At 63.2% G+C, this 22,435-nt stretch carries 18 protein-coding genes and 1 pseudogene; 10 read left to right on the forward strand and 9 right to left on the reverse strand.

Annotated features, from left to right (window positions below):
• Nucleotides 1-357: 357 nt before the first annotated feature.
• From QZT63_RS02125 to QZT63_RS02135, 3 genes are all read right to left on the reverse strand, one after another.
• A complete protein-coding gene (locus tag QZT63_RS02125; protein WP_290648173.1) occupies nucleotides 358-720 on the reverse strand; it encodes a DUF6164 family protein in 363 nt (120 codons plus the stop codon).
• Between the two features lie 202 nt (nucleotides 721-922).
• Nucleotides 923-1,411, reverse strand: coding sequence for a DUF2721 domain-containing protein (locus QZT63_RS02130; protein ID WP_290648175.1), 489 nt, complete (start codon nucleotides 1,409-1,411; stop codon nucleotides 923-925).
• Between the two features lie 69 nt (nucleotides 1,412-1,480).
• Nucleotides 1,481-2,659 carry an ATP-binding protein gene (locus QZT63_RS02135; protein WP_290648176.1) on the reverse strand — a complete coding sequence of 393 codons (1,179 nt, stop codon included), beginning with the start codon at nucleotides 2,657-2,659 and terminating at the stop codon, nucleotides 1,481-1,483.
• A gap of 250 nt (nucleotides 2,660-2,909) precedes the next feature.
• Between QZT63_RS02135 and QZT63_RS02140 the strand changes: the two genes are divergently transcribed.
• The 3 genes from QZT63_RS02140 to QZT63_RS02150 all read left to right on the forward strand — a co-directional run bounded on the left by QZT63_RS02140 (nucleotide 2,910) and on the right by QZT63_RS02150 (nucleotide 4,507).
• Nucleotides 2,910-3,368, forward strand: coding sequence for a universal stress protein (locus QZT63_RS02140; RefSeq protein WP_290648178.1), 459 nt, complete (start codon nucleotides 2,910-2,912; stop codon nucleotides 3,366-3,368).
• Nucleotides 3,369-3,714: 346 nt separating this feature from the next.
• The gene (locus QZT63_RS02145) at nucleotides 3,715-4,128 is read left to right on the forward strand and encodes a cyclic nucleotide-binding domain-containing protein (RefSeq protein ID WP_290648179.1); all 414 of its coding nucleotides are present in this window, start codon (nucleotides 3,715-3,717) and stop codon (nucleotides 4,126-4,128) included.
• Nucleotides 4,129-4,171: 43 nt separating this feature from the next.
• Nucleotides 4,172-4,507: a hypothetical protein gene (locus tag QZT63_RS02150; RefSeq protein WP_290648181.1), complete on the forward strand. Its 336-nt coding sequence runs from the start codon at nucleotides 4,172-4,174 to the stop codon at nucleotides 4,505-4,507.
• 52 nt (nucleotides 4,508-4,559) lie between these two features.
• Here the strand turns inward: QZT63_RS02150 and nagA are convergent, their stop codons facing one another.
• Together nagA and QZT63_RS02160 are read right to left on the reverse strand one after the other, a co-directional pair.
• The gene (gene nagA / locus QZT63_RS02155; RefSeq protein WP_290648182.1) at nucleotides 4,560-5,693 is read right to left on the reverse strand and encodes an N-acetylglucosamine-6-phosphate deacetylase; all 1,134 of its coding nucleotides are present in this window, start codon (nucleotides 5,691-5,693) and stop codon (nucleotides 4,560-4,562) included.
• Nucleotides 5,690-6,571 (reverse strand): BadF/BadG/BcrA/BcrD ATPase family protein, encoded by an 882-nt coding sequence (locus tag QZT63_RS02160; protein ID WP_290648184.1) that lies wholly within the window; start codon nucleotides 6,569-6,571, stop codon nucleotides 5,690-5,692. The genes nagA and QZT63_RS02160 overlap by 4 nt, the downstream gene beginning before the upstream one ends.
• Before the next feature lie 420 nt (nucleotides 6,572-6,991).
• Here QZT63_RS02160 and QZT63_RS02165 point away from each other — a divergent pair, with 420 nt between their 5' ends.
• Both QZT63_RS02165 and QZT63_RS02170 read left to right on the forward strand, forming a co-directional pair.
• Nucleotides 6,992-7,966, forward strand: coding sequence for a zinc metalloprotease HtpX (locus QZT63_RS02165; protein WP_290648186.1), 975 nt, complete (start codon nucleotides 6,992-6,994; stop codon nucleotides 7,964-7,966).
• A gap of 118 nt (nucleotides 7,967-8,084) precedes the next feature.
• Entirely contained in the window at nucleotides 8,085-8,216 is a 132-nt protein-coding gene (locus tag QZT63_RS02170; protein ID WP_290648188.1) for a hypothetical protein, read from the forward strand.
• Nucleotides 8,217-8,246: 30 nt separating this feature from the next.
• On the opposite strand, the gene QZT63_RS02175 is transcribed toward QZT63_RS02170, so the two are convergent.
• Nucleotides 8,247-10,031, reverse strand: a complete 1,785-nt coding sequence (locus QZT63_RS02175) for a monovalent cation:proton antiporter-2 (CPA2) family protein (protein WP_290648200.1) — start codon at nucleotides 10,029-10,031, stop codon at nucleotides 8,247-8,249.
• Between the two features lie 184 nt (nucleotides 10,032-10,215).
• Here QZT63_RS02175 and QZT63_RS02180 point away from each other — a divergent pair, with 184 nt between their 5' ends.
• From QZT63_RS02180 to QZT63_RS02190, 3 genes are all read left to right on the forward strand, one after another.
• Nucleotides 10,216-11,724: an NAD(P)H-dependent oxidoreductase gene (locus QZT63_RS02180; protein ID WP_290648202.1), complete on the forward strand. Its 1,509-nt coding sequence runs from the start codon at nucleotides 10,216-10,218 to the stop codon at nucleotides 11,722-11,724.
• A gap of 256 nt (nucleotides 11,725-11,980) precedes the next feature.
• Nucleotides 11,981-13,435, forward strand: coding sequence for an HWE histidine kinase domain-containing protein (locus tag QZT63_RS02185; RefSeq protein WP_290648189.1), 1,455 nt, complete (start codon nucleotides 11,981-11,983; stop codon nucleotides 13,433-13,435).
• Nucleotides 13,432-13,806 (forward strand): response regulator, encoded by a 375-nt coding sequence (locus QZT63_RS02190; RefSeq protein ID WP_290648191.1) that lies wholly within the window; start codon nucleotides 13,432-13,434, stop codon nucleotides 13,804-13,806. Before QZT63_RS02185 ends, QZT63_RS02190 begins: the two co-directional genes overlap by 4 nt.
• A 200-nt stretch (nucleotides 13,807-14,006) precedes the next feature.
• On the opposite strand, the gene QZT63_RS02195 is transcribed toward QZT63_RS02190, so the two are convergent.
• A complete protein-coding gene (locus QZT63_RS02195; RefSeq protein WP_290648193.1) occupies nucleotides 14,007-14,648 on the reverse strand; it encodes a hypothetical protein in 642 nt (213 codons plus the stop codon).
• Nucleotides 14,649-14,779: 131 nt separating this feature from the next.
• Entirely contained in the window at nucleotides 14,780-16,693 is a 1,914-nt protein-coding gene (phaC, locus tag QZT63_RS02200) for a class I poly(R)-hydroxyalkanoic acid synthase (protein ID WP_290648194.1), read from the reverse strand.
• Between the two features lie 419 nt (nucleotides 16,694-17,112).
• Here phaC and QZT63_RS02205 point away from each other — a divergent pair, with 419 nt between their 5' ends.
• Nucleotides 17,113-19,638 (forward strand): MMPL family transporter, encoded by a 2,526-nt coding sequence (locus QZT63_RS02205; protein ID WP_290648196.1) that lies wholly within the window; start codon nucleotides 17,113-17,115, stop codon nucleotides 19,636-19,638.
• Between the two features lie 304 nt (nucleotides 19,639-19,942).
• Here QZT63_RS02205 and QZT63_RS02210 read toward each other — a convergent pair whose 3' ends face one another.
• On the reverse strand, nucleotides 19,943-21,679 hold the full coding sequence (locus QZT63_RS02210) for an ATP-binding protein (protein ID WP_290648198.1): 1,737 nt from the start codon (nucleotides 21,677-21,679) through the stop codon (nucleotides 19,943-19,945).
• A gap of 372 nt (nucleotides 21,680-22,051) precedes the next feature.
• Here QZT63_RS02210 and QZT63_RS02215 point away from each other — a divergent pair.
• A pseudogene (locus QZT63_RS02215) lies at nucleotides 22,052-22,435 on the forward strand (hypothetical protein); the annotation flags it as partial.

Raw genomic sequence — 22,435 nt, forward strand, 5'->3', positions numbered from 1 at the left:
CAGCGCCGCAGGCGCGCAACGCATGCTGGGCTCGTGCGCCCTCGGCGCGGTTTGTCTAACGGTGCATTACGCTGTCGCTAATGGCACCCTACGCCCTTTGATCGGTCGCAGTGCCATGGCATGGCTGCACGCCATACCCGTAGGGCGGATTAGCGTAGCGTAATCCGCCGTCTATGACATGGCGCCGCAGGCGCGCAACTCAAGCTGCGCCTGTGCGCCTTTGGCGCGGTTTGTTTGACGGTGCATTACGCTAGCGCTAATGGCTATGCCCTTCGATCAGGCCCGGTGCCATGGCAGGACTTCACCACGTACCCACCGCGGCAGTGGCGGCTGGCTCGCGGCAAGACGGTGGGGGATTTACATCAGCGTCATAAAGGGCTTGATCGAGAAATACAGAATAACAACGACCAGGCATACGTACAGGACGTTGCGTACCGGGTCGCGAAGGAACATGCTGATAAATGTCTCTTGTGTGCCTGTACGCTGCTGCTCGGCGAACTCGGTGCGGGCGCGTTCGGCACGTTGTCTCTGGTAGGTGTCGAGAAGGCGGCGAACGCGCTCGTAGTCGGCCTCATCCCGCAGCCAGATCGCCCCCATGCTGAGCCCCCAGCGGTTGGGCGGCGTCTCGTAGAAGTCCACGGCGTGTTCGCGCAACAACTCTCGGACCTCGTTGGCCTCGTCCTCCGGGACGCCGCGCAGGTTCATCAGCAGCTTAGCCATGCCTCCCTCCCTTTCGATCGCCGATGATACCGCGTACGCGCGTTTGGCGAGGAGCTTGGGCTTGGATACCGTCGAGGAGGCCGCCTTGCTGATCGCAGGCTGTGGCTTTGCGGGAGGCGGCCGCATGGTGGGTGCGCGCGGCGTGTGCCAAAATGCGGCACACGCTGGATTGCGGGGTACGAGGCCGGACGGCAGCGCTCGCTCAAGGCGCGGGCGGCGGCCCCCGGTCTTCATCTCCCGCACGCTGTGACCCCTCTGCTCTGCCGTCTGCAATGCCACTGAGCTGGATATTCAGCGCGTCCACGGAGATCTGGATTTCGCGCACGGACAGCGCAAGGGAGAGCATCATGAGCATGAGGCTCACCACGAACAGCCCCTGCGCCGGGATGACCCAGCCAGCCAGGAGCACAAGCATGCAAAACACGCACAGGAACAGGCTCGTTACTCCGAGCACCTGCATGTTGCGAATCAGCACTACCCGCCGGCGCAGATTCTCGATCTGTTGCATCACCGCCTGTTCATGGGTGTCCTGGTAGCGCGCCTGCAAATCCCGTATGAGTGTTGCAAGCGCCAGGAAACGGTTGGTAAAGGCGAGCAACAGTAGGGAAATAGCAGGGAAGAGTAACGCTGGAGTTGCCAAGGTCAGCTCCATGGCTCGCACGGGTTCCTCTATTGCGTCCAACGGAATCATCAGCGTCCCTCTCAGGAAGCCGGTTACTGAGGGTGCCGATTGCGCACCGGGCGCAATCAGGGGAGGAGGTTAGGCCGTGACCGGCAGAGTGAAATGGAATCGCGCCCCTTGGCTGTTATCGAGGCTCGCCCAGAGTTGACCGTTATGCGCCTCAATGATCGACTTGCTGATGACCAGCCCGAGGCCCATTCCCTCCGGTTTTGTGGTCATGAACGGGTAGAACAACCGCTCGGTGACGGCCGGATTCAGGCCTGGCCCGGTGTCTTCCACAGACAGCTCGACATGCCCGTCCAAGCGCTGTGGGAAGCGGATGGTCAGAACCCGGTTCTCTGTCGGGCATTCCAGCATGGCTTCGACGCTATTGCGCATCAGGTTGAGCAGCACCTGCTGGATCTGCACAGGGTCGGCCTTCACCGGCGGCATCCGGAGAATGTCGTCAAGCACGAGCTGCACGCCCGCCGTGCGAAGCTCGTGCTCCATGAAGTCCACTGCCTGACGGATGGTCGCCAGAAGGTCCATGGAACCGGTGTTGATCGATTCCCGCCTGGTGAAAGCGCGCAAGCGGCGTATGATCTCACCTGCTCGCAGCCCCTGTTCGGAAATCCGCTCCAGCTTTGCTACAAGATCGTCTGGCAGGTTTGTGTCATCGCGCACCTGGTTCTGACACGCGACGCTGTAGTTGACGATTGCCGCCAATGGTTGATTCAGCTCATGGGCCAGGCCTGCCGCCATTTCGCCGGCCAGGGATAGCCGGCCCAGATGGGCAAACGCGGTCTGCATGGTCCGCCATTCCGATTCCTTGCGTTTCTGCTCAGTGATATCCGTCAACATATTGACGGCCCCGCGCAGCGCGCCGTTGCCATCGAATACCGGATTCGCGTGGGCCAAGGCCATGCGGCGTTCGCCATCGGGGCGCTCCACCAGGATCTCCCGGCCGTTGTATGCGGCCTGATCACGCAACGCAAGGGCCATCCAGCACCGCTCGTGGCGAATCGGGGCGCCATCAAACGAAGACAGGCGAAAGGAACCGCAGTATCGGTCCTCTGGATCGTTAAGCTTCGGAGCGCGTCCCCAGAGTTCCACGGCAAGTTGGTTGTAGTAGGTGATGAGCCCGTCGGCATCGCACATGTAGGCACCGACCGGGAGGCGGTCGAGCAACGGCAGCAAGCCCTCCACCTCACTCGTGATCAGCGGCTGAAAAAGCTCGGCTCCGGTTGAGGGGATGCCCGGGCACTGGAGATTCGACATAGCAAGACGACCTGTCGAGGTGGTGTCAGGATTCTAGCCCATATTCAGGCGCAATTCCTCGTCTATGGTAGTAAGGTATAGCAGTGCCAGTAAACGACGCATAGTTGTGGTTAGATGCCGGGGAAAGGCGACGGGGCAGGCGCTACGCCCCATCATTGGCCATACTCTCGCACAGCGGTTACTGGCATTGCCGCGCATTCCGGGCAATCCGAAGAAGTAGCTGTAACTCGTCGCTGGAATGGAGGTGGCCATGGCGCTGCAACAGTACGAAAAAGTAATTGTGCCCCTGGACGGATCCGAGAACGGCTTTCGCGCATTGCGGCATGCGGCTGCGTTGGCCCAGGTCGCGCAACTTGAGGTGCACTTGCTCCATGTCTTTCCCGTTGGCTCGGCTGAGCTCATGGACTTGTTGCATTACCCGTCCATCGCCAAGGCCAAGGCGGAGGGAGAGCTGAGGCATGCACGCGAAGAGGAGGGTTCACGGATCTTTCCGGCAGCTCACCAGCTGGTGCCCGCCGGCGTTTCTGCCCAGGAGGTCATGCTCTCGGGCGACCCCGCCAACGGCATCCTGGAGTACGCGCAATCGCACCCGGAGGCGATGATCGTCATGGGAACCCGTGGACATTCGGAAGTCCGCGAGTTGCTGGTGGGTAGCGTTACCAATAAGGTCGTCCACCACGCCCACTGTCCGGTGACGGTAATCCACTGAGCAACCTTGCCCCCAACCGTGCGGAAGGTCGCCACGTAGGTGCCGGCCGTGCGGTTGGTGACTGTCTCGCGATCGCAGTCACTCCGGTACCCGTGCGCTCCCGCCGGTACGCAAGGCGCGCCGGACCCCGGTGCCGGGGCTGAGTTCATCGTTTGCTACCGACTCCCGGGTGTTGCGTTCAAGCCAGCACCGTCGGGCATCGCCGTGGAAAGAAACGGGGCTGATATCGGGATACCCGTTAGTCCGCTCGGGGATATCCCTGATTCCCTATGAGGATTCTTGGATTATTTTGGAGACTCATCGGCCCAGTGCTGGTCGCATCGTCGCCACCACGCAGAGTAACCAGATGAGTGGAAAAGTGCTCCCGTTCCAACAGCCAGGGCATCCTGGTGGCACACCGGCTAGCACACGTCGCTTTGCTGGTTCGGGGCCGGCCTGTAAGGCTCGGATCCTGCAAAAGGGGGAGCACCTTTGCTACGCGGGTGACCGAATCGCTGCTCCTTATATGGTTGTCGCCGGCGTGCTCATGAGTTATTTGCCGGATGAGGACGGCAATGCACAAACCATGCGGATCTACATGGCGGGAGATGTTGTTGGCTTTGAAGCACTGGTCGATCGGGAACTATTGTGCTCCCTCATGGCTCTGGATCAGACCAAGGTCCTGCGCCTCAGTGCCCATCTCGCCCTGAGTGCCCAGGGAGAGGACGCCTTGATCTCCGATATCTTGTTAATGGGTATGTTTGCGGAAACGGCGCAGTGACGCAGTCCATCAGCTAAGCACCGGTGAGGCAGGAGTTAAGTGGATGCAAGCAGTGTCGTCCAACTTGGTGCGGTCCCCGTGGAGCCAGCAAAATGGCGACAGCACCGTCCTCGCGCGCTCGGTGGCGGTAGAGCCAAGCCGGGCCAGGCAGCTGATTTCGGAAGGCCTGGTGGGGAGTGCGCAGATCTGGCCCAACACTGATGGCTTGGGTGGCTATCTGGTCTGGCTGCCCGTACGATCGGATGGCGGCCTCCAATGGCACTTTCTCGCCCATGAGGATAGCGCTCCTCTGCGCTTCCCCGATGCGGTGAGGGCACACGAGAAAGCACTGACCTGTCACCTCCAGGCGGAAACCGTCACCGTCCGTTGGCCGCCCTGAGCTGGCGGTCGTTGGACGCTGGCATCCTGGCACCTGACATGCTACCGGGGGACTATCGCCCGCCGATCCATGTGCGCTGCACCCGCAGCTCCGCATCCAGCAGCACCAAATCCGCCCGGTAGCCTGGCTGGATACTGCCCAGCTCATGATCAAGCTGCAGAAATTGCGCGGGGTATAGGGAGGCCATGCGGAGTGCCTCGGTCAGCGGGACATTCAGCAAGTCTCGGGCATTGCGCACGGCCTGATCCATGGTCAGGTGCGCGCCTGCCAGCGTGCCATCGCGGGTGGTGAGGTGACCCCCGCGGCGCTCCACGGGCTCGCCCAGCAGCGCAAAGTGCGTGTTGCTTGTGCCGACGGTGGGCATGGCGTCTGTGATCAGCAGCAACCGGCCCCGGGGTTTGGCCGATAGGGCAACGCGCAGACATGCGGGATGCACATGGATGCCATCGACGATGACGCTACACCAGCTCGTGCCGTCGGCGAGGGCTGCGCCAACGACGCCGGGCTCACGGCTGCCGAGTGGGGGCATGGCGTTGAACAGGTGCGTGAAACCGCGCAGACCCTCGGTCAGGGCCCGTTGGATGGCGTTGAACGAGGCCGCCGTGTGTCCGGCGGCGACGAAGACCCCTCGGGCGGTCAGATCGGCGATGAACCCCTCGCACACCTGTTCCGGTGCCAGTGTCACCAGCGTAATACCGGTGTCAGCATGCCCGGCGAGTCGCTCCAGAGCGTCAGGTTCCGGTGTGCGAATTCGGTCTGCCGGATGCACCCCCCTGCGCGCCGGATTCAGGTACGGCCCTTCCAGGTGGATGCCGAGCAGTCCGGGAAGCCCTTGCCTGCGCGCCTCGGTGACGGTGCCCAAGGCCGCCTCCATCACCGCCGGCTGATCGGTGATCAACGTCACGAGCAGACCCGTGGTGCCATGGCGGCGGTGGCTTGCCGCGATGGCCTGTACGCCGGCCGGCGTCGGGAGGTCGTTAAATAGCACACCCCCGCCGCCGTTGACCTGAACGTCGATGAAGCCCGGTGCAAGCAGATGGCCTGCCAAATCGGTGCGCTCGGCCCCGGCCGGCAGGGGTGCGCCGGCGTCATGCAGCGCGACGATACGTTCGCCGTCGATCAGCACTGTCACGTCTTCCCGAAGTCGCTCTCCGTCGAAAACCCGGCCGTTCACCAGTGCCTTCATGGGCTGGGCACCCGATTCGGTTCCTGAACCAACAGGCGGGCACCGTCCATGGCATCGCCGCGCGGCGTGACCAGTGCGCGCCGGGTGGCCACCGGCAGCCACGATATGAGTGCCCGACCGACGCCACCGAGCACGCACAAGCGCGGCGCGCCAAGCGCGAACACGCCTTCAGCCAGCATGGCAGCTTCGCTCGCCGCCTGCTCCAGCAACTGCTTTGCCCGGGTGTCCCCCTCATCGGCCGCCGCGAAGACCTCCTGGGCAAAGCGGGCATAATCACGGGGTTGCGCCGTGTATTGCCACCGCATTACAGCCGGGCTGCAATGGTCGAAGGGCCGCAGGATCCGATCGCAGAGAGCCGAGGGTGGCCGCAGCCCCTCCTGGCACAATAGCGCTGCCCGCAGCGCGCGCAAGCCCAACCAGGCGCCGCTCGCGTGATCGGAGACCGGAAACCCCCAGCCGCCTACGCGGTGGAATCGACCTTCCACAAGGGCCATGCCACAGGAACCGGTTCCGATGATCAGTACGCCGCCGTCGTCACCGGCGAAGGCGCCCAGCACCGCGGTATGGGCGTCACTGACAACTTCCACCCCGGCAAATGGATGGGGGTAGGCGGCTACGCGCAGCCACTCCTCCGGATCGACGGCCCCCGCCAAACCAAGACCGGCGCGCGTTCGCGCCAGTATTTCCCTGTCGAGCCCGGCTGTGCGGAGCGCACCATGCGTCGCCTGCAGGATTTGCCGCCAGGCCGTCTGAACACCCAGGCGCACACTGGCACCCTGCGCCCGCCCTTCGCCTAGCGGCCGGGCGCGACAGTCGTAAATGCGGGCGCGGCAGGCAGTGCCGCCGCCGTCCACTCCCAGGTAGAACCTCTCGTTCATGGGTTGGGGTTCCGCGTATCAGGCACTCTGACGCACTGTGCCGCCAGAGCCGCGGGCTGGGAAGGCCCAAGGGCGATGATCAGTCTCATGGTCCCAATCGCCGCGTTTTCCGGTTTGTCATTAGACCTGGTCGGTGAGGCGTTTCTCCGCCGGGCTCGGCACCGCGCTGAGGCATGGCAATCGGGTATTTTCCCCAGCGCCATAGGAGGGCACGGCGAGACTCCGGTGCTAATGGCCGCCGAGTCGTTCAGGGCGGCCACCACTTGGTGGTTCTTCGCGGAGGTGAAAATCGGGGAAGGCACCATCATAGTAATGCGATGAGGCCTGTCTGCGCGTGGCTCAGGGGGCAAGACTCCGGGCCATGTGTACGCGCATACTTACAGCGTCGTTTCGGGACTTTCGCGAGCGTCGGTTGAAGCGATGAATCTGGATCATGACCGCGTCATCCGTCACAAGCTGCGCAACCTTCTGCGCGCCGGCTTGCTGCTACTGGGCTTGCTATTGCTGCTTGGGCTGCTGGGGTGGATCATCGGCGGCTGGGGCGGAGTCCTGGCCGCAGTGGTGTTGGTTACTGTTGTTATGCTGGTCGGGCCCCGCATGCAGCCGCGACTGCTGCTTCATCGCTCCGGCGCCCAGGTGCTCCCGCGCGCGGCGGCGCCAGAGATCTACCGGCTCCTTGAGGAGCTCTACAGGCGCGCCGGGATCGAGGCGCGGCCGTCCCTGTGGTATGTGCCCTCCACGGCATTGAACGCCTTTGCCGTGGGCAATCGGAACAACGGCGCGATTGCCATGACGGACGGGTTGCTGCGCGCGTTGCCGATGCGCGCGCTCGCCGGCGTGCTTGCCCACGAGGTCAGCCACCTGCGGCACAACGACACCTGGGTCATGTCTCTGGCATCCCTGATTACCGACCTGACAACCTGGCTGGCGTTTGTCGGGCAGCTATTCGTGCTGGCGCTGCTGCCTCAAGCCATGCGCAGCGAGCTGGAGATGCCGTGGCTGGCGCTGCTGGCGCTCGTGGTCGCGCCAACGGCGAGCACATTGCTCCAGCTCACACTCTCGCGCAACCAGGAGTTCACTGCGGATCTCGAGGCGGCGCGATTGACTGGAGATCCGGAGGGGCTTGCCCAGGCGCTGGTGAAACTGGAGCGCGCCAACGGCACCTGGCTTGAGGCTATTTTCCTCCCGCGGGGTCAGAGCTTGCCGGTACCGCGCTGGCTGCGGACCCATCCGGATACCCGGGAGCGCATCGAACGGCTTTTGGCGTTACGTCCGGAGCCGCAGCGAACGGTGCCGGTTGCCCGCGATCCGTTCAGGGGTATCGCCCACAATAGTCTGCGCTTGCCGTCAGGGGCTAGTGTGCCGCGTCGGCGGGTCCGTGTGTTCCGGCTATAGCACACAGCCTGAGAGAGAAACACCGAGGTGCCATGAGCCGCGTTGGCTGTGCAGGCTGGCAGATTGCCGAAGGCATTGCAGTCTGAGTTTCCCCGCGAAGCGACACATCTGGCGCGTTATGCGGCGCGGCTTCCGGCTTGCCGCGCGTTTGCGTGGGAAGGGCCGCGACACCTGGTGCGTGTTCAACAACACCGCCACGCCCGCCGGGCTGCGCATCGCGATCGACCTGCGTTGCCTGCTTGACGAGTAGCCTCGGGAGGTATCCCCAAAAGCAGCGCCGCTACTTGCCGCGGGTCTCGGCGTCTGCCTGATAGAGCGTTTGCAGTTCGTCTGCCGCCTCTTGTGTGGTCTGCATGATCTGGTGTTCGTCGCCAAATACCGCGAGCTGAGACCGCAGTGTCGCCTCGTCGTGGCGGCGAAACGTCTCCACCGCGCGCTCCGCCTCGCTGCGGGATAATCCGAGATCGATCAGTAGATCGCGGGTCAGCGCCAGGCTGGAGAAAAACATCTCGCGGACCAGCCGGTGCACACCGGCGCGCATCAGCAGGTGGGCATGGTGACGGTCGTGGGCCCGGGCCAGGATCCGCAGGCCCGGGTAGTCTCGGCGCACCAGCTCGGCGACCCGCATGGAGGCCTCCACGTCACCGATGCAGAGCACTAGCACCCGGGCATCCCCGGTGCCAGCTGCCTGGAGTATGTCGCTCCGGCCGGCGTCGCCATAGTAGGCCGGGTTGCCATAACGGCGGACGAAATCCACCTGCTCCGGGTTGATATCCAGCACCGTATACGGAATTGTGAGCCCGCGCAGCACGCGCCCGACGATCTGGCCAAAGCGCCCAAAGCCGACCACGACCACCTTCGGTGACCGCTCCTCCGGGACATCGAAGGGGCGGGCCGTCGCGGGTTTTCCGAAACGTGGCCGCAGCCAGCGCGCCGAGAGCAAAAAGAGCACCGGCGTCGCCGCCATTGAGAGGGAGACGACCAGGATGAGTCGATCGACCAGCGGCTGCTCGAGTACCTGTGCGCCAACGGCGGCAGTGAGCAATACGAAGCCGAACTCGCCGCCCTGGGCCAAGAGCACCCCAAGATCCGTCGCCTCACGCCATGGCAAGCCGTAGAGTCGGGCAGCCAGCAGGATCGTCAGCGCCTTGATGATCACCAGGCCGGCGGTGAGACCGAGGATCGTCAGGGGCACCTCGAGTAGCAGCCCCACCTGGGCCGCCATGCCGACGGCCATGAAGAAAAGCCCCAGCAGCAGGCCGCGGAAAGGCTCGATATCGGCCTCGATGGTGTGCCGGTATTCGGAATCCGCCAGCAACACGCCGGCAATGAAAGCGCCAAGTGCCATGGACAGCCCGGCGACATCCATCAACAGTGCGGAGCCGATCACCACCGTCAGGGCGGCGCCGGCGAACACCTCGCGGCTCCCCGCGCCTGCGGCCAGTCGAAACAGTGGGCGCAACAGATAGTGGCCGCCCACGATCAAGGCCACGAATGCGCCCACCGCGGTGAGCACCTCCAACGCCAGACGGCCCGGCTGCTCGGTGAGTAGCGACCCGACCGCCAGGATCGGAATAATCGCGATGGCGGGTATCGCCGCCAGATCCTGGAACAAAAGCAGGGCGAAGGCCTTGCGTCCATGCCGCATGCTCAGCTCCCGGCGCTCGGCGAGAAGCTGCAGTACCAGCGGCGTGGAGCAAAGGGCCAGGCTGAAGCCGACGATGATCGCCGCCATCGGGGCGAGCCCCAGAATCCAGGCAAGCCCGGCCAGCGCGACCGTTGTCACAAGCACTTGCAGGCCGCCGAAGCCGAATACCGGTTTGCGCATGGCCTTGAGGCGCGAGGGCTTGAGCTCCAACCCGATGACGAACAACAGGAAGACAATGCCCACTTGAGCGAACTGCAACACGTCCTCGGGGGCGGGGACGAGCGCCAGCATCGATGGGCCGATAAGCACGCCCGCTGCCAGATACCCCAAAACCTCCCCCAGTCCCAGCCGCTTGAAAACAGGCACCAGCACGACGGCGGCGACCAGAAAAATTAGCGCGTTGAGCAGCAGGCTCATTTCCACCGGCGGAATTCCTCGCGACAGCGGCCTTGCCGGGGGCCGACGGGCAGGCCGGTACGGCACAAGCGGTTGTGAATGTTTGCAGAATCGCGTAGATCCTGCCTTCTCGATCAGATGTCTGGCAATTGTCCGGTTACAGGACACTCGCGTCCTGAGTTATGCAGATTACGAGGAGGGCATGGTGAAAGTGCTTATCATTCTTGGTCACCCGCGCAACCCTGCGCTGTGCAGCGCGTTGGCCGCCGCCTATGCGCAAGGGGCCCGCGCGGCGGGGATGGACGTGCAGGAGCTGGACCTCAGTGCGCTGGATTTCGACTTCGACGTGCATACGGTCTCCCCGCGCGACCAGCTGTTCGAGCCCGATCTGGAGCGCGCGCGCAGCCTTGTTGCCTGGGCCGACCACCTCACTTTTGTCTATCCCGGCTGGTGGGGCGTGGGCCCGGCCCGCCTCAAGGGCTTTCTCGATCGCGTGCTGTTGCCCGGATTTGCGTTCCACGAACGCACCGACGGTCAGCTCGAAGGGCTGCTCGGCGGCAGGACCGCCCACCTGATCACGACCCTGGATATGCCCCCGTGGGTCTATCGCTTTATCTACCGCGCCCCCGGCCACAACGCCATGCGGCGCTCCACACTCGGCTTCTGCGGCATCGAGACGACCCGCGTCCTGGCCCTGGGCCCGGTGCGGGAGTCCGACCCGGCGCGTCGCAGCGCCTGGCTGGAGCGTGCGCGCGCGCTTGGATTCTCGCTCGGCCAGGGGGCGCGCAGCCCCGCAGACCGGAGCGCCCGTAAACTGGGTGCGTGGCTCAAGGCGCTGCGCCTGCAGTTCTATCCGATGACCTGGGGCGCTTACACGCTCGGCGCGCTGGGTGCTGCGACGTTCACGGGCACCTGGGATCCGGTGGCGTACTGGCTGGGGTATGCAGTGCTGTTCTTTATCGAGGCGGCCACGGTGTTCACCAACGAGTGGTTCGACTTCGAGAGCGACCGGCGCAACATTCACTTCGGTCCCTTCAACGGCGGCTCGCGCGTGCTGGTCAATGGCGAACTAAGCGGCCGCGAGCTGGGGGTGGGGATCGTGGCCAGCATGATGGCGGCGCTCGCTTGTGCCGGAGTCCTGCTCGACGGCGCGCACAGCGTGGCAGTCGTGGTTGCATTGACGGCAACAATGGTATTGGGCCTGGGGTATACGGCGCCGCCGCTTAAATTCGCATGGCGCGGGCTGGGGGAAATAGATGTCGCACTGACCCACAGCCTGGTGGTCATCATGCTCGGCTACCTACTGCAGGGGGGTGCCTGGGTGGACCCCTTCCCGTGGCTGGTCAGCGCGCCGTTGTTCGTCGCGGTATTGCCCGCGATCATCCTCTCGGGAATCCCTGACCTGGAGGCGGACCGGCAGGCCGGCAAGGCGACCCTGGCAGTGCGTTTGGGCGCGCCGCGGGCACTGCTGCTAGCCGCTGGGCTGGCGGCGCTGGCCGCTGTACTGGTCCTGTTGCTCAAGGATCGGCCCGTGCTGCACGGGACCTTCGACGGGTTACTCGCCGTGGCGTTGCCCCATGCGCTCCTGCTTGGGGTGCTGATTTATCGCCACTGGCAAGAGGGCGCGCCCCCGACCCGCATCGACGGCCTCATGGCGGTGGCGCTCAGCTATATCGTCTGGTTTGCACTGTTGCCGTTGCTGCACGTGTGGTGACGGGCGTAGTCCTAATGGGAACCCTTATATGGAGCTACGGCGACTTGCTATTTGAGCAAGGCGCTTCCCGGGGGTTGAGCAGCAGAGCACCAGAAATGATCACACCACCGGCTGGGCACTGATTACGCCTGCGTTGACCGGGTGCCGGTCGCTGCTAAGGTTAACGTATGCATGGCGCGCGCGTGTTTTCTGGATGGCGTCGCAGCGTAGGGGGTGAGCAGCCTTGAATTCGCCTCGAGGGCCGCAAGAGAAGGCCGTGGACGAGGCGCCAACCTTCATCGCCAATGGTGGCGAGATGGCTGAGCGTATTCGCGCCCGTGATTGGTCGCAAACCCCCTTGGGTCCGATTGCAGGCTGGCCGCAGCCCTTGCGCTCGATCGTTCAGGTGTGCCTCGAGTCGGTCTCGCCCATCGCCATTTATTGGGGACGCGAGCTGATTGTTCTCTACAACGATGTCTGGGGCACGCTGATCGGCGACAAGCACCCGTCAGCACTGGGTCAGCCGGCCCGCGTTGTCTTCGCGGAGATCTGGGACACCGTCGGCCCCATGTTTGACAAGGTCATCACCACCGGCGAGGCGTGCTGCGCCAGAAACCAGCTTTTACGTATGAACAGGGACGGGTGGCCCAAGGAGAGCTACTTCACTTTTAGCCTAAACCCGATTCGCGACGGCGACGGCAACGTCTGCGGGGTATTCAATATCGCCGCCGAGACGACCGCCCGGGTCCGCGCCGAGCGCGCCTTGTACGAGAGCGAAGAGCGCTTCCGCGTGCTTGTCGAGGCGATGGCCCAGGCGGTATGGGAGGCGGACGCGGCGGGTGAAGCTATCGAGGACTCCGGAACCTGGCGGGCGTTTACCGGCCAGACGGCAGCGGAGCTGCTTGGTTTGGGTTGGGTGAATGCCGTCCACCCGGAGGACCGGGTGGAGGCGAAGAAGAACTGGCAACGCGCCGTACGGGAAGGGCGTTCGTTGGACACCGAATTTCGCCTTCGCTCCGCCAGCGGGGGCTGGCGCTGGACGAACACCCGTGCGGCACCGTTACGCAACCCGGATGGGTCCATCCGCAAGTGGGTGGGCATGAACATTGATATCGGCGAGCGCAAAGCCGTGGAAGAGCGCCAGCGCTTGCTGCTTGCGGAACTCGACCACCGGGTCAAGAATACGCTGGCTTTGGTGCAATCGATCGCCGCCCAGACGCTGCACTCCGCCGAGACACTGGAGCACTTCTCCGAGGCCTTTGAGGGTCGGATTGCCGCCCTGGCAAGGGGTCACGATCTGCTCACCCGAAGTCAGTGGCAGACGGCTTCCTTGCACGAGGTCGTCGCGCTCACTCTGGGCGCATACGGTACAGAGCAGGTGCGTTTGGCAGGTCCCAACATCGCGCTGTCGCCCGACGCGGCTATCTCGATTCACCTCGCCTTCCACGAGCTGACCACCAACGCCGCGAAATATGGGGCGCTCGCCGTCGACGGTGGCTTCCTCGAGTTGCAGTGGGCTCTCGTCGGGGAGCCGCAAGCCGCGGTCTGCATCGACTGGAGCGAGCACGGCGGTCCGCCCGTGAAAGAGCCTGTCGTGCGCGGTTTTGGCATGGAGTTGATTGAACAGTCGTTTGCCTTGGAGTTCGACGCCGAGGTCGTGCTTGATTTTCAATCTGGGGGCGTGCGCTGTCACCTGGAGCTTCCCTTGTCGTCAAGGATTTATCCGCTATGAGCGCATCCGCTGACGCCGAGCGCGTGCGGATCCTCGTCATTGAGGACGAGCCGGTGGTCGCCATGGGATTGGCGAAACTGCTGGACAGCCTCGGCTTCCAGCCGGTGGGCCCTGTGGCCTCCATCGACAAGGCCCTGCACGTGGTCGAGCGCGGTGGCTTTGATGGTGCGCTGCTTGATGTGAATCTGCGCGGCGAGTGGGCGGCACCCGTGGTCGAGCGACTGGCGGCCAACAACATCCCGATCGTCCTCACCACCGGTTATGATGCCGGTGCCCTGCCCGCACCCTATTGCCATCACCCCACCCTGAGCAAACCCTTCCGCGCCGCCGAACTCACCGAAGCACTCGCGGGCATTCAGCGACGCGACTAGTGTTCTGTCCCGTAAATAAGTTGCGAAAATTGGCGTGGATCCTGACGGTTCCTGGCAAGGCGCGCCGACGAGGCGCAGCGGGGACTACGGTGAGGAGGCGCAACGCCGCCAGGGGTCGTCAGGGCCGCGACAATCGTAACGTTATTTGCGGGACAGGACACTATTTGCAGTAATTGCAGATGAGACCGTGGCGCTCAATCTCAAACGGCCCGACGCCGCAGCCACGCCAACGCCTTTAGAATGAGTAGATGCGTCGCGCCCCATAGCAACGCGACGCAAATGAATAACACCAGCAACCACGCCCACGCGGGGATTACGTCCTGCACCTCGTAGCCGGGGCCGAAGACGAAGTTGATATTTCGCTCCGGCGACGAGGCGAAGTACGTCACCAGCAGAATCGCCCAGCCGGCGGGAATCCAGTACCACAATGCCTGGCGGTCGTAGCCCAGGCGCCAGACTAGCCACAGCAGTAGCCAAGGGAGCACGAGGTGGTAGAGCGACAGGGTGCGGATGAACAGCGGGATCTCGGCGTCGAACATGTATGCCGTGACGCCCAGCGGCGGGTGCCCACCCCGCAGCAAACCGCCCACGAAGCCGACGATCCACACCGTCTCCGGCACCAGTGTGGAAATCAGCTGCGTGCTGAGTAGGCGCCGGTTCTCAAGCCACACGCCCAGCAGCCCGAGCAGCAGCGCGACATTGGAAAACCACAGGAAGTTCGCCAGCCCGTACCACCACGCATACGTTGGCACGAGCACGGCGACGAATCCCAGGTAGACCCATTTCAGCCAAGTGGGTAGAGCGTATCCGCGAGCCATCGACTTAATTGTACGGGGTGCCATGCAACCGAGTCTTGGCAATCTCGCTCCAGGGGTGCCGCTGAACGCTCATTGCGCCTTGGTCGGGGCGCTTGGTATCAGTCATCCACCCAATCGCGACACCACCACGGCAAGGCAGGGCGGGATTCAGCGATCTATTTCTCAAGCACATAGGTTCCCGGTGCGTCGCAGAGGGGTGGATGTTTTCTGCTGCCCACCGCCACGGCGGGAACCTTCTCCCCGGAGCGGTCTGCAAGCCAATTGATCCAGTCTGTCCACCAGCTGCCTTCGTAACGGGTTGCCTGCTTGAGCCACGTATCGGCGTCGCTCGGCGGTGCAGCAGCCTCATTGACCCAAAAGACCCCCTTGCCTTTGCTTGGGGGATTGATGATCCCGGCAATGTGGCCGCTGGAAGCCAGTACGAATCGCGTACGCCCCTGGGTGAGCTGGGTGATGCGCCAGGCCGAGTACCAGGGCACGATATGGTCCTTCTCGGCACCGACCGCATACAGATCCTGAGTGATGCGCTTGAGATTGATGGGTTGACCCTTCAGCGCCACCTTGTCGGGTTCGATCAGGTTGTTTTCCAGGTAGGTGTTGCGCAGATAAAAGCCGTGCGCGGCAGGAGCCATGCGGGTGCCGTCATTGTTCCAGTACAGCAGGTCAAATGCGGGTGGCTGCTGGCCGAGCAGGTAATTGTTGACGACGTTGTTCCAGATCAGGTCGTTGGATCGCAACAAATTGAACATGCTGCTGATATGCTGGCTGTCCAGGTAGCCGCGCTCAAGCATCTGCCGTTCGATATAGTCCACCTGGGGTTCATCGATGAATGCGCCGGTCTCACCGACGTCGGAAAAGTCCTGCAGGCTCACCATGAAGGTCGTTGCACCAAAGCGCGTATCCTTCTGGGCCGCGAGATAGGCAAGGGTCATGGCAAGGAGCGTGCCGCCGATGCAGTAGCCCACCGGATTGACCGTTTCACTACCAGTAATCTCCCGCACCACCTCGGAAGCCGCCAGTGGACCCTCGGCCATGTAGTCCTCGAAGGCGATGTCCTCCATCGAGGCATCCGGGTTCTTCCAGCTGATCATGAAAACGGTAATGCCCTGTTCCACCAGGTAGCGGACGAAACTGTTCTTGGGCTGCATATCCAGGATGTAGTACTTGTTGATCCACGGCGGCACGAACATGAGCGGCACGGCGTAGGTCTGTTCAGTCTGGGGCGTGTACTGGATCAGCTCGATGAGGCGATTGCGGTACACCACCTTTCCCGGCGTGATGGCCAGGTTTTCCCCTGGCTGGAACGCCCTGGTATCGGTCATGCTGACCTGCCCCTGCTGCAGATCAGCCAGTAAATTGCGAACGCCCTCCGCCACACTTGTCCCCCCGGTCTCCAGCAGCCGGCGTACCGCGACAGGGTTGGTCGCCGGAAAGTTGGTGGGGCTGAGGGCGTCGATGAACTGCCCCACGTGAAAGGCAAGGCGCTGCTGCTCGTCCGGGTCGAGTTCCGCCGCGCCGTCGACCTGGCGCTGGAGGTAGTCGGAGGTGAGCAAATACATTTGCTCGATCATCCGATAAACGGGGTTATGCTGCCACTCGGGGGCATCGAAGCGCTTATCCCCACTGGCAGGTTGGGTCTGGTACTGGGGCTCCGGTTCGGGCAAGCCCGAGTACTGTGCCAGCCAGGCGGTCCAGACCTCCGTCGCCGCCGCGGCAGTCCGCCAGTTAAACTCGGTGATGGTCCTGGTGGACTCGGCCGGATCGTTTAACGAATGCGTGCCGAGGACCTGTAGCGAGCGGGTGATGTGCACCCAGTTGATGGGCAGCAGGTCCGAGAGCGGATTAGCCCGCCAGAGGACGTGAACCGATGCCAGGAGGGGGTCACGAATAATATCCTCCTCCTCCACCACCATCGGTTTGGTGGGCAGCGTCAGCGCGCCGGCGGCGGGCGCCAGTTGGGCATGCTGATTTGAGCGGGTCTCCGGCTGCCCTTGACGGCGCGTAGGCGGTTGCAAATGCTCACCGCTCGCCGGCCGCCTTGGGCCGCCGCTTTTTGCATCACCGCTCATCGTTTTCTCCCCATTCACTGCTGATTCTTGGACTTGAGTCAGACGACCTTCCCTCAATGCCGATAGTCTAGACGGTATGGGTCGATGAGGGTGGCAGACTGACTGCGACTTCGGTCAGTATAGCTCTCTGCAAGTCTGGTCAAGGCGTCGGCAGGGCACGGCGCAGGGAGCAACAACCAGGTGTTGCTGGAGCCCGAGCGATTCCACAGGACGCGTTCGGGGGTGGTCGGCAGGCCAGGGGGCTGCGTTCCTGGCCGCCGGCGGCACTCGACACTGGGCTACTTGTGCCCTACCGTGCCGGCGTGAATGGATTGTCAACACCAAGAGCCGCTACCTAGCCACGTCATCCGGGGTTGCTCCGATTGCCCCGGGAGCATTGGTCGGGCACAGCCTTTAGTTCAACCACGGACGCGTTGCCAATGTTCTCATCACTCATCGCCACGTATTACTGGTGCACCCTGGAGCGCCCGTGGGTGGCCATCGGGGTCGTCGCGCTGCTGCTGCTGGGCGCGGCCACGCAGCTGCACCACTTTCACCTCGACGCCTCGGCTGAGTCGCTCGTGCTGGAAGACAGCGAGGAGATGCGCTACTACCGCGAGCTGCGCGCGCGCTATGGCTCTGACGATTACCTGATCGTTGCCTATGCGCCGGAAGGCGAGCTGTTCGGCGACGCAACGCTGTCCCGGTTGATGGTCCTTCGCGACGAGCTGGCGGCAGTGGAACGGGTGGAATCGGTGAGGAGCATATTGGACGTGCCGCTGCTCGACAGCCCCCGCGTGACGTTCTCCGAGGTGCAGCGCGGTGTGCGCACACTCGCCGACGAGGATACCGACCCCGAGCTCGCGCGCGAGGAGTTTCGCACTAGCCCCCTGTACCGCGATCTGCTGATGAACAGCGACGCCGACACCACCGCGTTGCTGGTGGCGCTCGCCCGTGACGACGAGGCCCACGCTCTGCTCACCCGGCGTGACGAATTGCGTGCACTGCAGGCAGAGCGGCGCCTGGAGGCCGACGAGGCGGAAGAGCTCGCCGAGGTGACCGAGGCTTACGCCCGGGCTAACGCCGAGCAGCAAGCTCAGCTCGCCGACGACATCGCCGAGATCCGCTCAATACTCGCGGGTCATCGCGATGACGCGCGAATCCACCTCGGTGGTGTGCCGATGATCGCGGTGGACATGATCGACTTCGTGCGCGGCGATATACGCACCTTTGGCATCGGGGTTGCGCTGTTCATCGTCGCCCTGCTGGCGATCGCGTTTCGTCAGCTGCGCTGGGTACTGGTGCCATCGGTGGTCTGCGCCGGCGTCGCTCTGGGCATGGTCGGCTTTCTCGGCTTCATGGCGTGGCCGGTCACCGTGGTGTCGTCCAACTTCATCTCGCTGGTGCTAATCCTCACGCTGTCGTTGATCGTGCACCTGGTCGTGCGCCACCGCGAGCTGCACATGATCGACCCGCAGGCGTCGGCCGTCCACCTGATGCGCGGCACGGTGGAAAGCAAGTTCAAGCCGTCGTTCTATACCGCGATCACCACGGTGGTGGCATTTGGCTCGATGCTATTCGCCGAGATCCGCCCGATCATGGACTTCGGTCTCATGATGGTGTGCGCGGTGATCTTTGCGTTCGTCTTGACTTTCGTGCTCTTTCCGGCGCTGCTGGCGCCGTTCTCAACCGGTCCCGTGCCGCGCCCGCGCGCGGATGTCACCGCCCACATCATCAACGGTCTGGGCCGGCTGACGGAGCGGCGCGGACTGGCGGTCGGTGGGGTGTTTGTCGCCGTTGCGGTGGCCGGGGTTACCGGCGTCAGCCAGCTGACCGTCGAGAACCGCTTCATCGACTACTTCAAGTCGAGCACCGAAATCCACCAAGGCATGGCACTGATCGACCGTGAGCTCGGCGGCACCACGCCGCTGGACGTGGTGCTGGACGCAAGCGACGAGTTCCTTGCTTACGAAGACGAGGACGACGACTGGGACGACGATTGGGACGACGATTGGGACGACGACCTTGACGACCTCTATTTGGATTATGACGAGCAGGAACAGAACGGCCCCATGGGCGGATACTGGTTCACCAGTTTCCAGCTGGAGACGCTGGAAGGGATCCGCGCGTACCTGGATGGACTGCCCGAGACCGGAAAGATTCTCTCGGTGGCCACCAGCATGCAGTTGATGACGCATCTCAACGAGGGGGAGCCTCTGGATGACCTCTCCCTGGCGATCATGTATAACCGCCTGCCCGATGATCTGCGTGAGATCCTGTTCGAGCCGTACATGTCGGACGACGGCCACCAAATGCGCTTCGACATCCGGGTTATCGACTCGGATCCCAACCTGGAGCGCGATGCTCTGCTGCGCCAGATACGCACGGAGCTGACGGAGCGTTTCGAGCTGGCGCCCGAGCAAGTCAACCTCAGCGGCATGCTGGTGCTCTATAACGGCGTGATGCAGAGCCTGCTGAACTCGCAGTACACCACCATGTCCGTGGTGTTCGCTGCGATGATGGTGATGTTCGGTTTGCTGTTTCGCTCGCTCAAGATGGCGGTGATCGGTCCGCTGCCGACACTTGTGGCCGCTGTCTCGGTCCTTGGTCTGATGGGCTGGGTGGGCATTCCGTTGGACATCATGACGATGACGATCGCGGCGATCACCATCGGCATCGGTGTGCACGACACCATCCACTACACCGACCGTTTTTCCAAGGAAGTCGCCGGCGGGGCGGACTACGCGCGCGCCATGCACGCCTCGCACACCAGCGTGGGCCGGGCGATGTTCTACACCACCGTGATCGTGGTCGCCGGCTTTTCGATTTTGACACTGTCGAACTTCATGCCGACTATCTACTTCGGTCTGCTCACGGGTGTGTCGATGATCTTCGCGCTGCTGAGCAACCTCACGCTGCTGCCGCTGCTGCTGCAGCGGCTGCGTCCCTTCGCGACGGCGGCATGACAATGGGCTGATTTCGGCATGTGCCTTAAACACAGTAGCCATTCCCCCGGAGTTGCTGATCGACCCATTGCCAGGCGAGCTATCGTATCCTGACGTTCAAGGCTTGCTCCAATGGGGGGCTGTATCTGGCTCTTCTTGTTTGGCTGCTCTTGCAACGCGGTCATGCGGCTGACCTGGCACCGCGGCCACCACGAGCATGCGATGTAGGCGGACGAGGTGCCCACCCGGTCGGGGTCGGGCGAAGTGGGCGTCCTACGCCGTGCTCGATGCGGTGCGATCGCTTGTTTTGCCGCTCTTTATAGTGTTATTGCGATTGGCTGGCCGGCAGTGTGAAGTGAAAGGTTGCCCCCTGATCAGGATTGGTTGTGGCCCAAAGGCGTCCGCCGTGTGCCTCGATGATCGATTTGCTGATTGACAGGCCGAGGCCCATACCCGAGGACTTGGTCGTGAAGTAGGGATAAAACACCCTGTCCAGTGCGTCCGCGGAAAGTCCAGGTCCCGTGTCAGAGACCATAACCTCGACGGCGTTGTCTTCGGCCGCCACCGTCTGTATTGTCAGCTCGCGTGCTCCACCCATGGTGTCACTCATTGCCTCAATGCTGTTTCGCATCAGATTCAAGACAACCTGTTGGATCTGGATGTTGGCGACGTAAACCGTCGGCAATGCGGGGGCCAGATTCAACTGGACCTGAACCCGATGCTGTCGGGCCTCGATCTCGCCGAGGCGAACCACCTCCTCGATCAGTGCGTTGATCGCAACGGCACAGTGGTGGATTTCTTCCTTGCGCACCAGTTTTCTCAAGTGATGGATGATCTCGCCGGCCCGCAGTCCCAGACTTGTCACTTCTTCGAGGGTCTTGATCAGCACATCGGGATCAATCTTGCCTGAGCGCAGCGATACGAGGCAGGCATCAGAGTAATTGATTATGGCGGCCAGGGGCTGATTGAGTTCATGGGCCAGTCCGGAGGCCATTTCGGTTGCCAGGTTGAGGCGCGCCATATGGGCAAGCTTGACCAGGTGTTGTTGCGCTTGTTCCTCCGCGCGCACGCGGGCGGTGATATCAAAGGCCGCAGCCGTTATCCCCACGATCCGCTCGCCGTCATCCCGCAGCGGCTCGATGGTTAGGTCATAAAAGTGATCGCTGCCACTATGATGGATCCGGACTTCTCGCCGGCTGCCTACGCCTGTTTCCAGCACCTTGCGTTTGATGGAGTCGAGCACCTGGATATCATCCCAATGCTCCAATACTTCCTTGTCTTGCTGACCCAGTGCCTTGTTTGGGGGAAACTCCCAAATGCTATTGTAGATCCATGTGTAACGTAGGTCGGTGTCCTGGTTAAACACCATGAGAGGGGAATGAGTGAGTGCGATCCGGCACCGTTGTTCATTGATTCGCAGGGCGTGCTCCGCCTGCCGGGCCCGCCGGGCATTCGTCTCGGCGGCACGCCGCGCCGAGGAGACCTGCCAGGACGCGGCGGTAAACTGCGCCAGGCTGGTCATGATGCGCACGTCTTCAAGATCGAACTGGCGTTGCGTGTCGTGGGATACGATCCATATGGTGCCCGCCGCTTGCCCGTCTGCATAGAATGGGATCACCAGCCCTTCGATGATCGGCGGATCAAGCGGCTCGAAATAGGTGAAATACCGCGCAGGATGCGCATAGAGCTGCGGGGCATCGCGGTCAATGCAGGTGCCGCAGGGGCTGAAACGCCGCGGGGTTGTGCCGAAGACATGGGCCTCGTGCACCCCCGCCAGGGCGGCCCAACGGAATAGCTCGTCGCCGTCTGCGCTTTGCTCGAGTAAGCTGATCCCCGCAGTGCCCGCACCACACAACTCAATCGCCGCCTCGACCAGTGCGTGAAGGATGGTCTCTGGCTCGCTGGCCCATTGACCGGCCAGTGCGACCAGCGCCCGGTTTTCGGCCTCGAAGTTCGGCTCACGTTGCGGGCGCTTTGCAAGTTCAGCGGTGACGAGAATGTCATCCAGTGCTGTCGCGTGCCCTCCGGCACATTGTTCAAACCCTGTATTTTGGTGATGCATACTGAGCGCCTTGTTTCCCGCGGGGGAGGGCAATAGAAACCCCATGGTCTATGAACGCCCCAGTATACCCCTGATTCAAGTTCAGTCAGATAAGCAGCTTTGGAGCGCATAGAGTGACGAAGTTTCGGGCCGCCTTCGGAGTGTACGCTACCGGTTGCCCGACAGGCTGGGCGCATGATGCCGGTTACCCCTCGGAAATTGTCGCCAAGCTCCGGCTACGCGGGCACCTGGCTTTCTACTTGCGGTTTCTCGCGGAGGACATAGGCTTAACAGAGGATCACCGGCGGGTCGTCCAGTCAGGTTGGCTCTTGGGGGCGAGTAGAGCGTGACTGCCTCGGCCCTCCGGTTTCGCCGCGTCGCTTGGAGAGTCGGGTGACGCGCCAGTACAACAACAAGGGGTTCGCTTTGTCAGAGTGGGTTACTTGGACTCAGTCCCGGGCCGCGGGCGCTGTCGGGAGGTCGAAGCCGGAAGAGACGACTCCGCTGGGACGGCATTTCAGTGCCGCCCTGATTGCCGTGGCCTGTGCAATGCCTGTTGCTGCCAGCGCTCAGGAGGGAGGGCCGCCCGGACCGCCTGGACAGGGGTTTCCCGGCCTAGAGCTGCCCGGGCAAGTCCCTCCCGGTCGGGGTCCGCCCGGCCAAGCGCCGCCCGAGGAAGCACCGCCGCAGGTGGCACCATCGGAGGAAGCGTCACCCGAGGAGGAGACACCGCCGGAGGAAGGACCGCCGGAGGAAGAGCCGCCGGAGGAAGAGCCG

The sequence above is a fragment of the Aquisalimonas sp. genome, assembly GCF_007120195.1.
In the GTDB taxonomy this organism is placed as follows: Bacteria; Pseudomonadota; Gammaproteobacteria; order Nitrococcales; family Aquisalimonadaceae; genus Aquisalimonas.